A 17,233-nucleotide genomic window follows, 5' to 3' on the forward strand; every position below is an offset into this window, starting at 1 on the left:
GCAGCACCCGGTGCTGCCCGCCTGCTTTTTTGCGCATTCCTGACGCGGGCAGATAATGGGAGCCGCGGCCGCATTTGCCCCCGCAGTTTCCGCTCAAAAGAGGTTTTCGATGTCTAACGGCACTACCGACACTTCTTCCGGCACCATGATCGCCGGACGTCTCAATGTTGAAACAGGCACTTTCGCCATGAAGGAAGTCCCGATTCCCGAACCCGGACCGGGTTTTGTCCGGGTCCGGGTCGGAGCTGCCGGCGTCTGCCTCTCCGATGTCCACCTGATCCAGGGGCTGCTGCGCCCGCAGTTCCTCAAAGGCAGCGAAGTCACCCTCGGCCACGAAGTAGCCGGAACTGTGGATCTTCCCGGCGCGGGCGTCACCTCCGTGGCACCCGGTGACCGCGTGGTGGTCCAGGCCGGCTACGAGCACAACGGGGTCACGCTCACCATGGGGGTGGACTACGACGGCGGCTGGGCGGAGTACCTTGTTGTTCCCGCCGGTGTGCTGGTTCCGCTGGGCGAGGACATTCCCTTTGACCAGGCCTCGATCATTCCCGACGCCGTCTCCACCCCGTGGGGTGCCATTGCTTCCACTGCGGATGTCCGTGCCGGTGAAGCCGTGGGTGTCTGGGGCATCGGCGGGCTGGGTGCCCACGGCGTCCAGCTGCTGCGCCTGATCGGCGCGGCTCCCATCATTGCGGTGGACCCGATTCCCGAGGCCCGTGAGCGGGCGCTGGAGTTCGGTGCCGATATTGCGCTGGACCCGATGGCGGAGGATTTCTCCGCCGCCATGAAGGCAGCGACCGGTGGCCGGGGCCTGGACGTTGCCCTGGACTTTGCCGGTGTCGACGCCGTGCGCAGCCAGGCGATTAACTGCCTGGGCCTGCGCGGCCGGCTGGTGCTGGTGGGTCTGAGCGGAAAGCCGATGACCATCAATGACAGCACCGGGTTCTCCTACGCCCGCAAGCAGATCCGCGGGCACTACGGTTCCGAAGCCCACCACGTGCCGCAGCTGGTGTCCCTGACCCGGCTGGGCCGGCTGGACTTCGCCAAGTCCGTCAGCGCCCGCATACCGCTGGCCGACGCGGAGGCGGCAGTAAAGGCCCTGGACGCCAAGGAAGGCAACCCCATCCGGCTGGTGCTGATCCCGTAGCGCTGTCCCGCGCACACCGCACGGCAAAGAAGCCTCCCGCCAATAGGCGGGAGGCTTCTTTGCCAAGGCTTCAGTGCCGGTCAGGCCATGTCCGCGTAGCGGCGGGCTTCGGCAAGTGCCTGCTCCATACCCTTGGCATCCAGTGCGCTGACGTAGGCGGGAGTATCCCGCTGCCACCGCCAGCCCTCGGCGAGCGGTCCGGCATCCACCACGTCGAAGCCGAACTCATTGATCAGCGAGCCCACCAGCTCCTTGGCCGCGGCATCGTCGCCGGCAATGGGCAGGGCCCGGCGGTTGGGCGTGCCCGCCGGCGACCCCTGACTGGTGAGGTGGTCGGACATGATGTTGTTGAACGCCTTCACCACGTGCGAGTCCGGCAGGTGCGCCTGCAGCAGTTCGCTGGTGGTAGTGGACTCATCATCCAGTTCGGGAATGCTGCCGTCCCGCTGCGGGTAGTAGTTCATGGTGTCAATAACGGTTTTGCCGCGCAGTTCCTCCACCGGAACATCCGCATAGTTCTTCAGCGGAATGGTCACCACCACCACATCTCCGGCGGTCGCGGCCTCGGCAGGGGTGGCCGCCCGGGCATGGTCACCGAGCTCCATGATGAGCGGCTGCAGCGTTTCGGGTCCCCGCGAATTGCTGAGGACGACGTCGTAGCCCTGCTTGATCGCCAGCCGCGCCAGCTGCGATCCAATGTTGCCGCTGCCGATAAGTCCGATGGTCCTGATCTGCGGTGTGCTCTCATGTGTGCTCATGCTTGCTACAACCAGCAAGCATGCTGATTATTCCGCGCCGGGGGCAGCAGTTGTTCCGCGGACAATCAGGCGGGTGGGCAGCACCGTCTCCGGTTGTTCCACCGAACCGGTTTCCATGGCCTCCAGGGCCATCTGCCCGCCAATCCGGCCCTGCTCGCGCACCGGTTGGGCAACGGTGGAGAGATCCATCAGGTCCGCCATGCTGTGATTGTCAAAGCCCATCACCGAGATGTCCCTGCCCGCGACGAGGTTGGAGCGGCGCAGCGTGCGCAGGGCGCCGATGGCCACCTCGTCCGACTCGGTGAAAACCGCGGTGGGGATGTCGGCGGAACTGAGCAGCGCGGCCATGGCCTCGCTGCCGCCTTCCATGCCCCACGGTGCCGAGACCACGTACTCCGGCGGCACGGGCAGCTTCCGTTCCTCCATGGCCTGCCGGAATCCGGCAAACCTGCTGGTGGACGCCGAGCCAAAGGATCCGGTGGCGTTGGTGGAACGGATCACCGCGATGCGCCGGTGCCCCAGATTGGTCAGGTGCCGGACGGCGCCCGCAGCGCCGGCGCCGTCGTCAATCCCGACAAACGGGGCCCCGGGGATCCGGCTGCTGACGGCCACCACCGGGACCCCGTGGCCGGAAAGTGCGGAGCTTTCCTCCGCCGTCAGCGACACGGCAATCACCACCAGGGCGTCCACCCGGCGGCGGAACGGCAGGCTCTGGAAAAACGCCGCCCTGTCGGCGGCACTCTCGGCGCGGTACAGCAGCACGTCCAGGCCGCTCCCGCGCAGGGCATCTTCCAGCCCGGCCAGGGCCGTGGAATGGAACCACTGGTCAATGTGCGGCAGCAGCACGCCGACGGCGCCGGAGCGCCCCGTCACCAGGCCGGAGGCGGCGGGGGAGACGGCATAGTGCAGTTCGCGCGCCACGGCGCGGATCCGTTCGGCCTGGGCCGGGGACACCCCGGGGCGGCCGTTGAGTGCCCGGGAAACGGTGGAGAGGGCAACCTGAGCGCGGGCGGCAACGTCGGCCATGGTGGCGGGGCGGCGGGGAACTGTCACACCGGTAAGCCTAGCGAACTCGCAAGCGTTTGCGTTATTTCCTCCCTTTATTCCTCGGTTGCGGGCATGCTACGTTGACGGGCAAGCTCCGATCGGCGTGGATAGGGCATAATCCGCGTGTTGACCCGGGGTTGTTCAACGCAAACACTTGCGCAACGAATGGGGAAACGAGTGAAGCATCCACTTGCACACCAACTGCGGACCACCGCAGTGCTGGGTACTGCCGCCCTGCTGCTGGCCACCGCTGCCTGCGGTTCACCCGGTGAGGAAGACCCGGCTGCCGGGCAGAGCGCCGCGGAACCTACCTCTCCCGTGACCCTCACCTGGCAGGCGGCCCCCTTTGGAAACCGCGCCGATGATGCGCGGGTCTGGCTGGTGGAGGAGTTCGAAGCAGAGCACCCGAACATCGACATTGAGGTCATAAGCGCGCCCACCAACGTGGACACCAACCGGGCCAGCCTGGCTACCCAGATCATGGGCGGTGCCTCCACTCCGGACATCTACAACGGCGATGTCGCGTGGGCGGCCCAGCTGGCGGATAACGGGCTGGCGCTGCCGGTGGACCGGTACCTCCCCGAGGACTACTTCGACGGCTTCGATCCCGCGGTGGTGGAGGGAGCCACCTTCGAAGACCAGGTGTTTGGAATTCCGCTGACCCTGGACCAGTCCTTCCTGTATTACCGCAAGGACCTGCTGGAGAAACACGGGCTGCCGGTGCCCGGAACCTGGCAGGAGGTGGCCGAGCAGGCCCGGACGCTGCAGGACGCGGGCGAGGTTGCCGAAGGCATCACCTGGCAGGGCGCCTCCTACGAGGGACTGACCGCCGTGACCAACGAGTTCGTGGCCTCGGCCGGCGGGTCCCTGGTCAATGAGGACCTCTCCGAAGGGCTGATTGATTCCCCCGAAGCCACCGAAGCCGTGGAGTTTATGCGCGACCTTGTGGCGGACGGGACGAGCCCCCGCGGTGTGCCCACCTACCAGGAACCGCAGTCGCTGCAGACCTTCACCAACGGTGACGCCGCCTTTATGCGCAACTGGGCCTACGCCTACGCCACCGCGGAGAATGAGGAAACCTCAGGCATCGCCGGAAAGGTGGGCGTCACCTCCATGCCCGCGTTCGGTGACGGGGATACCAACGCCGCGTCCGTGGGCGGCTGGAACGTGTACGTAAATCCGCATACCGAACAGCTCGGTGCCTCGCTGACCTTCCTGAAATGGCTCACCAGCGCCGAAACCCAGACGGACCTGGCCAAGCGTTCATCCACCATCCCCACACTGGACGCTGTCCGGGAGGCCGCTGACGTGCAGGTGCTGTCCCCGGTGATTGTGGCCAGCGCCGGCAATGACCTGGTGGCGCGTCCCACGGCGTCGCCCTATTACCCGCAGATTTCCCAGTCCATCTACGGACAGGTCAACGGCATCCTTGCCGGAACCACGGAGACCGGCGCCGGCCTTGAAGCCGCGCGCAACGGAATCCGGTCCGCCCTGGAAGGCAGGAGCCTCTGATGGCCGTTACCACGCCCCTGAAACCCTCCACCCCGCAGCCACCGGCACCCAAGCGGCGGCGCCGCGGGCTGAGCAGCTCTGCTGCCCGCACCGGCTGGATCTACCTGACCCCCACACTGGTGGTCGTAGGGCTGATTACCCTGTTTCCCATCGCCTTCTCGGTGGTGATGAGCTTCTCCAAGGTGGAGCTGGGCTATTCCGGGTTTGAGCTGACCGGCTTCTCCGCGGATAACTACATTGCGCTGTTCTCCAGCCCGCGGTGGGCGCACGCCGCACTCTTTACGGTGTTCTACACCGTGGTCACCGTGGTCATCGAACTGGTGCTGGGCACCCTCGTGGCCCTGGTGCTGGAACGGCTGGCCAACTGGCGTGGCTGGATGATGGCGCTGCTGCTGATCCCGTGGGCCATGATCACCGTGATCTCCGCCCAGCTCTGGTCCTACATGTACAACGCCTCCTACGGTGCCATCTCCTGGTTCCTGGGCCTCTTCGGTGCCGACCCGGTGATCCTGGGCGAACCGGCGTCGGCCATCACCGCCATGATGGTGGCAGATATCTGGAAGACCACCCCGTTTGTCGCCATCATTGTGCTGGCCGGGCTCGTGGTCATTCCCAATGACCTCTACGAGGCAGCCGAACTGGACGGGGCCAACGCCTGGCAGACGTTCTGGCGGGTAACCCTTCCGCAGCTCACCGGCACGCTCGCCATCGCCGTCCTGTTCCGTGTCCTGCAGGCCTTCGGCGTTTTTGACCTGCCGTTTGTGCTCACCGGCGGCGGGCCGGGAACCTCCACGGAATCCCTGGCCCTGCTGGGGTGGAAGGTGATGTTCCAAAGCCTGAACCTCGGTGCCGGCGCCGCCATTGCCGTCACCACCGGAGCACTGGTGCTGTTTGCCTGCCTGCTCTCGCTCAAAGCCTTCCGCTCCCAGGTCAGTGAGGAAAAGCCATGAGGAACCGCACCCGCAAAGGATGGCGCAAGTACGTCAACACCATCAACATCAGCGCCGTGGTGATCGCCCTGCTCACGGCCCTGCCCATCTACTGGCTCTTCGCCAGCTCCTTCAAGCCCACCGGGGAACTGGGGGCCCTGCCGCCGAGCATCCTGCCGCAGAACCCCACCCTGGACCATTACCGCGAAGCCTTCGGGCAGTACTCCTTCTCCACCTACATGCTCAACAGTGTCCTGATCGCCAGTGTCACCACCGCCGTCGTCCTGGCCCTGGCGCTGTTCTCCGGCTACGCCCTGGCCCGGATGCCGGTGCGCGGCAAGGCGCCCCTGCTGGTTGGGCTGCTGGTGATCTCGGTGTTCCCGACCATCGCGGTACTGACCCCGCTGTATCTGCTGGAGCGCAGCCTGGGCATGCTGAACAGCTACCACGGCCTGATCCTGCCCTACATCGCCTTCAACCTGCCGTTTGCGGTGTGGATCATGCGCAACTACCTCAAGGACCTGCCCTTCGAGCTGGAGGAATCCGCGCGGATGGACGGGGCCTCCAGCACCCGGACGGTGCTCTCGATCATCCTGCCGGCCGCCCGTCCGGGCCTGTTCACGGCCGGCATCTTCACCTTCACGGCCAGCTTTACCGAATTCCTCATGGCCATGACGTTCAACTCGGAAGACAACTTCCGTACGGTCCCGGTGGGCATTGCCCTCTTCGGGTCCGAATTCGACATACCGTACGGCACCATTTTCGCCGCCTCCGTGATAGCCATCCTGCCCATCGCCATCCTGGTGCTGGTGTTCCGCAAATCTGTGGTCTCAGGCATGACGGCCGGCGCGGTAAAGGGATAAGGCGCAGTACAGGGGTAAGCGCAGTACAGGATAGGAGCAGTACATGGACAACAGCAGGACACAGTGGTGGCGGGACGCCGTGATTTACGAGGTGTACGTGCGCAGCTTTGCGGACAGCAACGGCGACGGCATTGGGGACCTTCCGGGCATCACCGCCCGGCTGGACTACCTCGCCTCGCTGGGGGTGGACGCACTGTGGCTGACCCCGTTCTTCCCGTCGCCGCAGGCCGACGGCGGCTACGACGTCAGCAACTACCGGGACGTTGACCCCATGTACGGGACGCTCACCCAGTTCCGTGAACTGCTCGACGCCGCCCACGCACGCAGCATCCGGATGATCGTGGACATTGTGCCCAACCACTGCTCGGACCGGCATCCGGACTTCCAGGCTGCGCTTGCTGCCGGGCCGGGGTCACCGGAACGGGAGAAGTTCATCTTCCGTGACGGGCTGGGTGAAAACGGTGAGCTCCCGCCGTCGGACTGGCAGTCCAAGTTCGGCGGCCCGGCCTGGGAACGCGTGCCGGACGGCCAGTGGTACATGCACATCTTCTCCAAGGAGCAGCCGGACTTTAACTGGCGGCACCCCGAGGTGCGGGCCGACTTTGAACGTACGCTGCGTTTCTGGTCCGATCTGGGCGTGGACGGGTTCCGCATTGACGTGGCCCACGGCCTGATGAAGGATCTGGAACTGCCGCTGCGCAACACCTACGGTGCCGACATTGCGCCGCTGCTCTCGCCCCCGGAAGGGGACAACCACCCCTTCTGGGACCGGGAGGACGTGCACGAGGTCTACCGGCAGTGGCGCAGGGTCCTGGACGAGTATGACCCGCCGCGGCTGGCAGTGGCCGAAGCGGGGGTCAGCTTGGACCGCCTGCCGCTGTACGTGCGGCAGGATGAGCTGGACCAGGCCTTCAACTTCTTCTATCTGCGCAGCCCGTGGGAGGCAGGCGAACTTCGCCGGGTCATCGACGCCGCGCTCGCCGGCGTTGCCTCCGTGGGCGCCGCCACCTCGTGGGTGCTCTCCAACCACGACGTGGTCCGGCACCGCACCCGGTACGGGCTGCCCGCCGGGACGGACCTGCTCCGCTGGCTGGCGGACGACGGCGCGGATCCGGTTCCGGACGACGCCGTCGGGGAACGCCGGGCCCGGGCGTCCCTGCTGCTGACCTATGCGCTGCCCGGTGCCGCATACCTGTATCAGGGCGAGGAACTGGGCCTGCCCGAAGTGGCCGACCTGCCGGCTGCTGCCCTGCAGGACCCGATCTTCGAGCGGACCGGCGGCCTGGAAAAGGGCAGGGACGGCTGCCGCGTTCCCCTGCCCTGGGACGGTGACGCGCCGGGCTACGGGTTCAGCACAGGAAAACCGTGGCTGCCGCAGCCTGAGTACTGGGGGAAATATGCCGCCTCGGCGCAGGAGGGCGACGCCGGGTCCTTCCTGGCGCTCTACCGGCAGGCCGGTGCGGTGCGGTGCGGATTCCTGGCCACCGATCCGGGATCTGAGATCCAGTGGCTGGATGCGGGGCCCGAGGTTTTGGCGTTTCGGCGCGGGGAGCTGATCTGTGTACTGAACCTCGGGTCCGCGCCCGTCCAGCTGCCGGACGGGACATTGATCCTGGCCAGCGAACCCGGGATTGAGGGCCGGCTGGAAACCGACCAATCGGCATGGATCCGCTGCCCGTAAAACCCGGCCGGCCGCCCGGCGCCGTCGTCGAACCCGGCGACGGCGTCGCGGGCACACCCGGGGAAGGCGTAACACGGGTTCACCGTAACGTTGCGGAAACCTGCCCGCCCTAGGCTCGGGCGCAGAATCTGTTCCCGTCTGAATGGTTGGCCCGCATGATCGGTTCCGCGCCCGCAGCCGCACGTCCCGCAGCTCCTTCCGCCGTTTCCGGCGTCCACAACCGGGGCGGCAGAGCCCTCTGGGGTATGGGGCTGGGCATCCTGGCCCTGCACCTGCTGGGATGGGGCGGATTTGCCCTGCTGGTGCTGCCACATGACTACACCGCTGCCGGCGGGGCCGGCTTCGGCGTCGGCCTCGCGCTGACCGCGTACCTGCTGGGTGTACGCCACGCCTTCGACGCGGACCATATTGCCGCCATCGACAACACCAGCCGCAAACTTGCCGCCGGCGGAAAAGCCCCGGTCACCACCGGTTTCTGGTTTGCCCTGGGGCATTCCACGGTGGTGCTGGTGGCGGTAGCGCTGTTGGCCGCGGGCGTGAACGCCCTGGCCGGTCAGCTATCCGACGACGGATCGGTGCTGAAGCAGGTGGCCGGCGTGTGGGGGCCGGCAGTGTCCGGCTCGTTCCTGCTGTTGATCGGTGCCATTAACCTGCTGGCCATGCGCGGAATCGTCCGTGCCTACCGGAAGCTGCGGTCCGGCGGCTACAGCGAGGACGAGCTTGAACGTGCGCTGGACCAGCGCGGGCTGATGGCCCGCCTGCTGGCACCGGTGTCCCGGCGCGTGGATAAGGCATGGAAGCTCTACCCGCTGGGATTCCTGTTTGGCCTCGGGCTGGATACCGCCACCACCATTGGCCTGTTTGTGGTGGCCGGCGGCGCCGTTGTCCTGCTGCCCTGGCAGGCGGTGATGGTGCTGCCGCTGCTGTTCACCGCGGGCATGGTGCTCTTCGATTCCCTGGACGGGATTCTCATGAGCCGGGTGTACCGGTGGGCGTTCGACTCCCCGCAGCGCAAGGTGTTTTACAACCTGGTGATCACGGCTGTGTCGGTGCTGGCCGCGTTTGGTGTCGGCCTGGTCGTGCTGGGTGGTCTGCTGACGGAAACCCTGGCTTTGTCCTCGGGGCCGGTGGCCTGGCTGGGGAACCTGGACCTGGAATACTTCGGGTTTGCCGTGGTGGGGTTGTTTGCGGCGGCGTGGATTGGCGCGTATGCCTTCTGGAAGGTCGCAGGTGAACGGAACGGCACTGCGGGAACGGCTGCCGAAACCGGCTGAGCAGGCAGCCGCCTTCCTCGGGCGGGGCCGCGGGCGTGCTTCAGAGCCTGCGCAGGTACCGCTCGGGAGCGTCAAAGAAGCCTTGCCAACTGCTGACCAGGTCCAGGTCCTCCCACTGCTTTTCGCGGAAACCCCACGGCCCCAGTTCCAGGATGCGCGCCCCGGGGAGCGCCGCGAGCAGCGGGGAGTGGGTCGAAAGCAGCACCTGGGACCGGCCGTCGGCCACCAGGTCCTTCAGCAATCCCAGCAGTGCCAGGCAGCCGGAGAAGGAGAGCGCGGATTCCGGCTCGTCCAGCACCCACAGGCCGGGACCGCGAAACCGGTCCACGGCCAGGGACAGGAAGGATTCCCCGTGGGAGAGGGAATGGAACTCGGTGTCCATCCGCGAGGTTGACGGGTTCTTCTCCAGATAGGTGAAGAAGCCGTGCATGGTTTCCGCTCGCAGGAAGTATCCCCGTTTGGTGCCGCCGGGGTTGCGGACCAGCTGCAGGTGTTCACTCAGCACCGATTCCGTGGACCGGGTAGTGTGCCGGGCTCCGGTGGATCCGCCCTCGGGGGAGAGCCCGAAGGCAAGGGCAACGGCTTCCACGAGGGTGGATTTTCCGCTGCCGTTCTCACCCACAAACACGGTGGCCGGGGCAAGGTCGAGCCCCGAATCCAGCAGCTGGGCCACCGGAGGCAGGGTGGCAGGCCACGTTTTCCGCTCAAGTGGCTCCAGCGGATGTTCCCTCACCTGGCGGATCGGGTACCGGTTGCTTAACATGTGCAGATTCTTTCATGGCTTTGGCCGCCTCCCGCTAAGGGTTCCGGTCCGTCCCGGCCAGCAGCCCGGCCTTCCACTGCGCGTACACCGGTTCGAGCAGGCGGTCTGCCGCGTGCGCAGTCCCGGTCAGGGCGCGTGTCACCGCACCGGGCTGCGCCAGCTCGAACCTCCGGGCGCCCGGCGCCGATGTTCCGGCGCACTCTTCGCTCAGCGGTTCCGGCCGCCAGCCGGCCGCCGTCACACTGCCCATCACCTTGGAGCCGCCCAGGATGCCGACGGCGCGCTGCCGCATTCCGTGCAGGTCCAGATCCTCGTAGAGGTAGTCGGTCTCCGGGCCGGACAGCCGGGTGATGCTGCGCAGCGGACCGGCAGCCTCCCCGGAACGGCCCAGCACCAGGGTCTCCCGGAGCAGGAACCGCGCCCCCGGGCCCATCCGCACCCGGGTTTCCCGCAGCACGTTGGACCCTTCCGCTGCCACAAAGGCGGCACCCTCCCAGATCAGCACGGCTCCCTCGCCGAGCACCGCGTCCAGGCACCAGCGGGACTGCCGGCCCTCGGCGTCGTACGCCACCATCCCGGCAGGCTCGATCACCTCCAACGTGACACCGGCACCCACTGCAATCTCGATCCGCACATCGTCGCCGCCCAGCAACATCATGTGGATGCCGATCAGGGCCACGCGCAGGTGCCGCTGCCCCGGTGCCGAACCGCCGGCTACCGGCCGGGGCGCCAAATAGAGGCCCTGGTCCAGCAATGCGAAGCGCGCCCCGTCGCCGGATGCCTCGACGGCAATCCGGGTGGGCCGGGGCGGGGCAGGGAGCCGGTCGGCGGTATCGGGAGCCGCGGCCTCTGCCGCCCTGCGGGTCTCAGTGCTGGTGGCGGACAGCGTCGGCACCTTCGGCGTCGTCATGGGTATGGATGTAGCCGCCGTCTTCATCGGCGTGGAAATGCGGCGCCATGGGGCCTGGATCCTGCGGGGTGTGGCTGCCCGCGCGGTGCTTGGCCACCATCTCCCGGACCCAGGCGCTGAGCCGGTCCACGGTGTCCTGCTGCTTGCGGGACAGTGCCAGCACCGGGCCGCCTTCCCTGGCGTCAACGGCGTCGGCGAGCATCTGCTCCACGTCCACGTCCACGTACGGCGCCAGGTCAATCTTGTTGATGACCAGCAGATCGGCGCGGGCAATGCCGGGGCCGCCCTTGCGGGCCACGTCCCCGCCGCCGGCCACATCCAGCACAAAGATCTGTGCATCCACCAGTGCGGGGGAGAACGTGGCGGTCAGGTTGTCGCCGCCGCTTTCCACCAGCACCAGGTCCAGCGGGGCGAAGTCGGATTCCAGGTCCTCCACGGCCAACAGGTTGGCGGTGACGTCATCGCGAATGGCGGTGTGCGGGCAGGCCCCGGTTTCCACCGCTCGGATCCGTTCCTCCGGCAGTACGCCGGCCGAGCGCAGGAAGCGGGCGTCCTCATCGGTGTAGATGTCATTGGTGATCACGCCTATCTGCAGTTCCTCCGACATGGCACGGCAGATGGTGGCGATCAGTGAACTCTTGCCGGTTCCCACCGGCCCGGCAACGCCCAGGCGCAGCGACCGGGTGGACGCGGCTGCGGCGGGGATGGTCTCTTGGGTCAGGTTTTCAGGCAACGAACAGTCTCCTTGTTCTGGTGGTGTGGTCTTCGGCCCAGTGCTCCATCCAGGGGGCACTGAGCGCGGGAATCTCCTCGGGGGTCTGCACCCGCAGGGACTCCTGTGCGACGGCGTCAATCTCCTCCGCAGCGGCCAGAATCCAAGCGGTCGCGTCCATCGGATCAATCGGCAGAAGTTTCAGGGCGGCGGCCACCACGGACTGGGCGTCGTCGTAGCAGCACAGACGGGCGAGCGGTAGTTCGCCCACACCCAGCGCTGCGGCAGTGACTCCCAGGGCTACCGGGCGCGTGGGTTTGGGAACGGTCCGCAGCAGTTCGACGACGGCGGGATGCCCGGGCCGCAGCCGGCCGGCCAGGCGCAGCATGCCCCGGCCCAGGCGGCGGGAGGCGTCCCGCTGCGCGGCGGAGGGCGTGCGCGCGTCCAGGGCCGCCTCAATCCGGTCAAACCCCGAATCCGTCCGGTGCGCCAGCACCGCCGCGGCGGTTTCCACGCGGACAACGGTGTGCAGCCGGGAGCGCAGGTAGGGATATACCCCGTCCACGCCCAGCCCGGCAATCACTGCCGGTTCCAGGCCGGCCGAGTGCGAGTAGGCCCCGGAGGGCAGGCGGGAATCGGCCAGCAGAAACGCGGCAATTCCGGTGTCGTCGGGCACGCTCGTCATGTCAGAACAGCGAGTAGCGCTGGGTCAGGGGCAGGTCGGAAACGGGGGCCGGTTCAATGACCTGCCCGTCGATGCTGACCATAAATGTTTCCGGGTTCACCCGGATGTCCGGCAGCGCCGTGTTGTTGGGCAGTGACGCCTTGGTGACGTTCCGGGTGGAGCGGATGGGGGTCAGGGAACGGACCAGGCCCAGCCTGTCGGCCAATCCGTCCTCGAGGGCCGCCGGTGCCACAAAGGAGGTGGACAGGTGCGGTGCCGACGACGCCGTCCCGGCCAGTGCCTCGCGCATCCAGACCGGCTGCGGCGTGGGCAGCGTGGCATTTGGATCACCCATCTGCCCGGCCACAATGGCGCCGCCCTTGATCACCAGGGCCGGCCGGATCCCGAAGAACGCCGGTTCCCAGAGCACCAGGTCCGCCATTTTTCCGGTCTCGATGGATCCCACCTCGTGGTCAATGCCGTGCGCCACCGCGGGGCAGATGGTGTATTTGGCAATGTACCGGCGCACCCTTTCGTTATCTGCCGGCAGCGCGGATTCCGCCGCACCCATGTAGTCCTTCATCACGTGGGCCACCTGCCAGGTGCGGGTGATGGTTTCCCCGATCCTGCCCATGGCCTGGGCATCCGAGGAAGTGATGGACATGGCGCCCAGATCCTGCAGCACGTCCTCGGCCATCATGGTGTTGGCCCGGATCCGGGACTCGGCAAAGGCCAGGTCCTCGGGGATCCTCGGGTTCAGATGGTGGCAGACCATCAGCATGTCCAGGTGCTCGGCCACGGTATTGACCGTGAAGGGCAGTGTGGGGTTGGTGGAGGCCGGCAGCACATTCGCGGCGGCCGCTACCGTAATAATGTCCGGGGCATGGCCGCCGCCGGCACCCTCGGCATGGAAGACGTGGATGCCCCGGCCCTTGATGGCGGCAAGGGTGTCCTGGACGTAACCGGCCTCGTTGAGCGAGTCCGCGTGCAGTGCCACCTGGACACCCCACCGGTCCGCAGCGGTCAGCGCGGCGTCGATGGCGGCCGGCGTCGAGCCCCAGTCCTCGTGGACCTTGTACCCGGCGGCGCCCGCGAGTGCCTGTTCCCCGAGGGCCGCCTGGCTGACGGTGTTGCCCTTGCCGTAGAGCAGGAAGTTCATGGGCAGGTGATCCAGCGCCCGGTGCATAACCTGCAGGTTCCAGGCTCCGGGGGTCACGGTGGTGGCCTTGGATCCTTCCGCCGGGCCGGTTCCGCCACCGCCCACCGTGGTGATGCCGGAGGCCAGCGCCTCGCGCAGCGCGTCGGTGCCCAGCAGGTGTACATGCGTGTCGATGCCGCCGGCGGTGAGAATGCGTCCCTCTCCGGACACCACCTCGGTGCCCGGACCAATCACCAGGGCCGGATGGACGTTGTCCATGATGTCCGGATTGCCGGACTTCCCGATGCCGGCAATCCGGCCCTGCCGCACACCTACATCGGCGCGGACAATGCCCCAGTGGTCCACAATCACCACGTTGGTAATGATCAGGTCCGGGGCTCCCTCTGCCGAGGTGCGGGTGGACTGGGCCATGGATTCGCGGATGTTCTTGCCGCCGCCGAACACGGACTCGTCACCGCCGAAGGTGTAGTCCTTATCCGGGCTGATCCACAGATCAGTGTCTCCCAGCCGGATGGAGTCGCCGACGGTGGGTCCGTAGAGATGGGCGTATTCGTGCCTGCTGATGTGCATGCCTAGGCGCCTTCCTGCAGTGTGTCGGGCCGAAGCCGGAGGCCGGGAACGGTGCCGGTGCCTGCCAGCCGGACGAGGGTGACCTCACGGGAGGCGCCGGGCTCGAACCGCACGGCAGTTCCTGCGGGCACACCGAGGCGGAAGCCGACGGCGGCTGCCCGGTCGAAGGTCAACGCGGCGTTAACGTCTGCGAAGTGGAAGTGGGAGCCGATCTGCACCGGACGGTCGCCGTCGTTGGTAACAACCAGCGTGCGGGTTTCCCGGCCGGCATTGATCTCCAGGGCGCCGTCGGCGGTACGGATTTCGCCGGGAATCATGCGGCCGCTCATGAGATCGGGTCCGTGATGGTGACCAGCTTGCGGCCGTCCGGGAACGTGGCTTCAATCTGCAGGTCCGGGATCATTTCCGGCACCCCCTCCATCACGTCGTCGCGGCGCAGCACCTGCCGGCCCTCACTCATCAGGTCGGCTACCAGCCCGCCTTCCCGTGCCCGTTCCATGACCCAGCAGGAGAGCAGGGCCACGGCTTCGGGGTAGTTGAGCCGGATGCCGCGGGCGCGGCGGTCGCGGGCAACCATGCCTGCCACGCTGAGCAGCAGCTTGTCCTTGTCTGCGGGGGTGAGGAACATGCGGCGATTCTGCCACCGGGTTGTTTCCGTCGTGTTGCGCAGGGGGTGTTTGTGACAGATTGCGAATTGGGCGGGGCCCGTGCCCCGCCATAGACTGCGGCGGTGAGTTCCGGACTGCTGCTAACCGTGCTGATTGCCGTCTTCATTGGTGGCATCGCCCAGCGTGTGGCCGGCATCGGTTTCGGCCTGCTGCTGGCACCGTTCCTTATTGTTGCCCTGGGCCCGGCTCCGGGCGTCGTCGTGACGAATGTGTGCGGGGCTGTCGCTGCCGGACTGGTGATCCGTTCAGTGTGGCGGCGGATCGACTGGCGGATGTATCGGTGGCTGATGCCGCCGGCGGCTGCCGGGGTGCTGCTGGGTACCTATGCCGCCTCACAGCTGCCCGCGCCGCCGCTGGAAATAGGTGTTGGCGTTTTTATGCTCGCCGCCCTGACCTCCTCCCTGCTGCTAACGCGGACCGACGTGGTGCTGCACGGCGGGCCGCCAAAGCTGGCCGCCGGCCTGCTCGCCGGTCTCAGCAATTCCATGGCCGGTGCCGGGGTGCCGGCAGTGAGCGCCTACGCCGTGCTGGCACGCTGGCCGCAGCCGGCATTTATGGCCACCATGCAGCCGTTCCTGGCGTCCCTGAGCCTGGCGACCATTCTGGTTCATGCCGTCCTGGATCCCGGCCAGTGGCCGGATCTGCAGTGGTGGATCTGGCTGTTGCTCCTGGTGCTGACGCTGGGCGGGCTGCGGACCGGAGCGGCGCTGGCACAGCATGTACCGCAGGCTGCTGCACGGCGGGCCGTGATTGTGCTGGCCTACCTCGGCGCTGCGTCTGCCGTGGTGAAAGGCGTCATCGGTTTGCAGTAACGGAACCGGCGGTGGCCGTAACTGTGCGGGCCGCCGCCCGCCGCCCGCCGTCTAGTTCTTTGCTGCCTTGTCCTTAACCGCCTTACCCGCGGCCGCTGCGGCTTTGCCGGCTGCTGTGGCCTTGGCAGCTTTGGCTGCGCCCTTGGAAGCCTTCCCCGCTGCCTTGCGGGCAGCCTTGCCTGCCGTCTCCACACCGGCCACTGCGGCTGCCGCCTTCACGGGGGTCGGAACCTTCACCACTTTGACCTTGGTCTTCTTCTTTCCGCCGTCCAGGAGCAGGGCGGCGGCAATACCGGCCATCCACGTGTCCTTGGCCAGGCCGGTACCCGCAGCGGTGGGACGGATCCCGTCCTCCTCGGTCATGCCGGGGGTTTTGAGGTACATGCGGATCATGCCGCCGGAGAATGCGCCCAGAATCAGGCCCGCCAGCCGGCTGGGAATGAAAGGCAGCAGGAGGGAAAGGCCCACACAGATCTCGGCATTGCTCAGCAGTTTGCCGAACCGCACCGCATCAAGGTCCTGGACCTGCGGAAAGGCGTTTGCGGCCATCTGCTGCAGGCCGGCGGCCGATTCGGCATCGAGGTTGCGCTTGTTGAGGCCGGAATTCAGGATGAAAGCGCCGGTGGTGAGCCGCAGGGGGAGATGGCTGAGTTTCATGGACGTTCCTTCGCAGACGTAAGGGTACAAACCTGCCACCGAGCCTACGGCCGGTCCGGTCCCGCGCGCCAGAGCAGTTCCTTCCGATTCCCGTGGCCGGCAGCCAAAACCCGGCGAAACGCGCCCGTGCAGGTTACTCCGGGGCCGCGATGTCTGCTTGTATGGAAGAGGTACGCAGTAGCAGCTGTCGAGTCGAGAAGGTTCTGATGGATTTCCGCCCGGCCGAGCATCCCCGTCCGCGCCACTTCCTCCTCCACCTAAGCGATACCCACCTGCTGGGAGGTGAAGCACCTCTCTACGGTGCCGTGGACAGCCACGCCAACCTCCGGAACCTCTTCGCCCGGCTGGAAGACAGCGGGCAGCGGCCCGACGCCCTGGTGTTCACCGGCGACCTTGCCGACAAGGGTGAAGCCGGGGCCTACGCGCGGATCCGTGACATTGTCCTGCCTGCTGCGGAGCGAATGGGCGCCCAGGTCATCTGGGCCATGGGCAACCACGACAACCGGGCCCGCTTCCGGGAAATCCTGCTGAACGATGCCCCGGAGATGTCTCCGGTGGACCAGGTACACCATGTGGGCGGGCTGCGCATCATCACCCTGGACACCAGCGTCCCGGGGCGGCATTACGGCGAACTGGCGGACACCCAGCTGGCCTGGCTCCGCCGGGAACTGGACACTTCCGCTCCGGACGGAACCATCCTTGCGATGCATCACCCGCCCGTGCCGAGCGTGCAGGACCTTGCCGTGCTGGTGGAACTCCGCAACCAGCGGGACCTGGCGTCAGTGCTGTCCGGGACGGACGTGCGTGCCATTATTTCCGGGCACCTGCACTACTCCACGTTCAGTACCTTCGCCGGCATTCCAGTGTCCGTGGCCTCCGCCACCTGCTACGCACAGGACCTTTCCACCCCGGGGACCCGCGGGCAAAACGCGGGGCAGGGGTACAACATGGTGCACCTGTATGAGGATTCGGTGGTGCACTCGGTAGTTCCCCTGGAGGAAAGCACCACGGTGGGCGAGCGGGTGGGGCCCGAGGAGACTGCTGCCCGGCTGGCTGCTGCGGGAATCCGCATTCCCGAGGACCGCCGGCTTACCTCAGCCTGAACCT

At 67.0% G+C, this 17,233-nt stretch carries 18 protein-coding genes; 8 read left to right on the top strand and 10 right to left on the bottom strand.

Annotated elements, in window-relative coordinates; all coding sequences use genetic code 11:
- Positions 1-109 precede the first annotated feature (109 nt).
- Positions 110-1,147: a zinc-binding dehydrogenase gene (locus tag MUK71_RS04315; RefSeq protein WP_227904101.1), complete on the top strand. Its 1,038-nt coding sequence runs from the start codon at positions 110-112 to the stop codon at positions 1,145-1,147.
- An 80-nt stretch (positions 1,148-1,227) separates the two neighbouring features.
- Here the strand turns inward: MUK71_RS04315 and MUK71_RS04320 are convergent, their stop codons facing one another.
- Both MUK71_RS04320 and MUK71_RS04325 read right to left on the bottom strand, forming a co-directional pair.
- Positions 1,228-1,878 (bottom strand): NADPH-dependent F420 reductase, encoded by a 651-nt coding sequence (locus MUK71_RS04320; RefSeq protein WP_227929654.1) that lies wholly within the window; start codon positions 1,876-1,878, stop codon positions 1,228-1,230.
- 54 nt (positions 1,879-1,932) lie between these two features.
- Positions 1,933-2,958, bottom strand: a complete 1,026-nt coding sequence (locus MUK71_RS04325; protein WP_227904103.1) for a LacI family DNA-binding transcriptional regulator — start codon at positions 2,956-2,958, stop codon at positions 1,933-1,935.
- 171 nt (positions 2,959-3,129) lie between these two features.
- Between MUK71_RS04325 and MUK71_RS04330 the strand changes: the two genes are divergently transcribed.
- From MUK71_RS04330 to MUK71_RS04350, 5 genes are all read left to right on the top strand, one after another.
- On the top strand, positions 3,130-4,464 hold the full coding sequence (locus MUK71_RS04330; RefSeq protein ID WP_227929640.1) for an ABC transporter substrate-binding protein: 1,335 nt from the start codon (positions 3,130-3,132) through the stop codon (positions 4,462-4,464).
- Positions 4,464-5,414: a carbohydrate ABC transporter permease gene (locus MUK71_RS04335; protein WP_227904107.1), complete on the top strand. Its 951-nt coding sequence runs from the start codon at positions 4,464-4,466 to the stop codon at positions 5,412-5,414. Before MUK71_RS04330 ends, MUK71_RS04335 begins: the two co-directional genes overlap by 1 nt.
- Entirely contained in the window at positions 5,411-6,256 is an 846-nt protein-coding gene (locus MUK71_RS04340) for a carbohydrate ABC transporter permease (RefSeq protein ID WP_227929641.1), read from the top strand. Before MUK71_RS04335 ends, MUK71_RS04340 begins: the two co-directional genes overlap by 4 nt.
- Before the next feature lie 43 nt (positions 6,257-6,299).
- Positions 6,300-7,937, top strand: a complete 1,638-nt coding sequence (locus MUK71_RS04345; RefSeq protein ID WP_227929642.1) for a glycoside hydrolase family 13 protein — start codon at positions 6,300-6,302, stop codon at positions 7,935-7,937.
- A 155-nt stretch (positions 7,938-8,092) separates the two neighbouring features.
- Positions 8,093-9,211, top strand: a complete 1,119-nt coding sequence (locus tag MUK71_RS04350) for a HoxN/HupN/NixA family nickel/cobalt transporter (RefSeq protein WP_227929643.1) — start codon at positions 8,093-8,095, stop codon at positions 9,209-9,211.
- A gap of 40 nt (positions 9,212-9,251) precedes the next feature.
- Here the strand turns inward: MUK71_RS04350 and MUK71_RS04355 are convergent, their stop codons facing one another.
- From MUK71_RS04355 to MUK71_RS04385, 7 genes are read right to left on the bottom strand one after another with little or no spacing between them, the layout of a single operon-like run.
- On the bottom strand, positions 9,252-9,974 hold the full coding sequence (locus MUK71_RS04355; protein ID WP_227929644.1) for an AAA family ATPase: 723 nt from the start codon (positions 9,972-9,974) through the stop codon (positions 9,252-9,254).
- A 34-nt stretch (positions 9,975-10,008) separates the two neighbouring features.
- Positions 10,009-10,884, bottom strand: a complete 876-nt coding sequence (locus tag MUK71_RS04360) for an urease accessory protein UreD (RefSeq protein ID WP_227929645.1) — start codon at positions 10,882-10,884, stop codon at positions 10,009-10,011.
- Complete coding sequence (gene ureG, locus MUK71_RS04365) at positions 10,841-11,617, bottom strand: urease accessory protein UreG (protein WP_227904118.1); 777 nt, start codon at positions 11,615-11,617, stop codon at positions 10,841-10,843. Before ureG ends, MUK71_RS04360 begins: the two co-directional genes overlap by 44 nt.
- A complete protein-coding gene (locus tag MUK71_RS04370) occupies positions 11,610-12,281 on the bottom strand; it encodes an urease accessory protein UreF (RefSeq protein ID WP_227904121.1) in 672 nt (223 codons plus the stop codon). The genes ureG and MUK71_RS04370 overlap by 8 nt, the downstream gene beginning before the upstream one ends.
- Before the next feature lies 1 nt (position 12,282).
- Positions 12,283-13,989, bottom strand: a complete 1,707-nt coding sequence (locus tag MUK71_RS04375; protein ID WP_227929646.1) for an urease subunit alpha — start codon at positions 13,987-13,989, stop codon at positions 12,283-12,285.
- Between the two features lie 2 nt (positions 13,990-13,991).
- Entirely contained in the window at positions 13,992-14,306 is a 315-nt protein-coding gene (locus MUK71_RS04380) for an urease subunit beta (RefSeq protein ID WP_227929655.1), read from the bottom strand.
- 8 nt (positions 14,307-14,314) lie between these two features.
- The gene (locus tag MUK71_RS04385) at positions 14,315-14,617 is read right to left on the bottom strand and encodes an urease subunit gamma (protein WP_227904126.1); all 303 of its coding nucleotides are present in this window, start codon (positions 14,615-14,617) and stop codon (positions 14,315-14,317) included.
- A gap of 102 nt (positions 14,618-14,719) precedes the next feature.
- On the opposite strand from MUK71_RS04385, the gene MUK71_RS04390 reads away from it, so the two are divergent.
- Positions 14,720-15,469, top strand: a complete 750-nt coding sequence (locus MUK71_RS04390) for a sulfite exporter TauE/SafE family protein (protein WP_227929647.1) — start codon at positions 14,720-14,722, stop codon at positions 15,467-15,469.
- Between the two features lie 51 nt (positions 15,470-15,520).
- Here the strand turns inward: MUK71_RS04390 and MUK71_RS16265 are convergent, their stop codons facing one another.
- Positions 15,521-16,126 carry a hypothetical protein gene (locus MUK71_RS16265; protein WP_341482051.1) on the bottom strand — a complete coding sequence of 202 codons (606 nt, stop codon included), beginning with the start codon at positions 16,124-16,126 and terminating at the stop codon, positions 15,521-15,523.
- Between the two features lie 206 nt (positions 16,127-16,332).
- On the opposite strand from MUK71_RS16265, the gene MUK71_RS04400 reads away from it, so the two are divergent.
- Entirely contained in the window at positions 16,333-17,229 is an 897-nt protein-coding gene (locus MUK71_RS04400; protein ID WP_269436395.1) for a phosphodiesterase, read from the top strand.
- Positions 17,230-17,233: the final 4 nt, after the last annotated feature.

Origin of the sequence: Arthrobacter zhangbolii, assembly GCF_022869865.1 — a bacterium.
Classification (GTDB): domain Bacteria; phylum Actinomycetota; class Actinomycetes; order Actinomycetales; family Micrococcaceae; genus Arthrobacter_B; species Arthrobacter_B zhangbolii.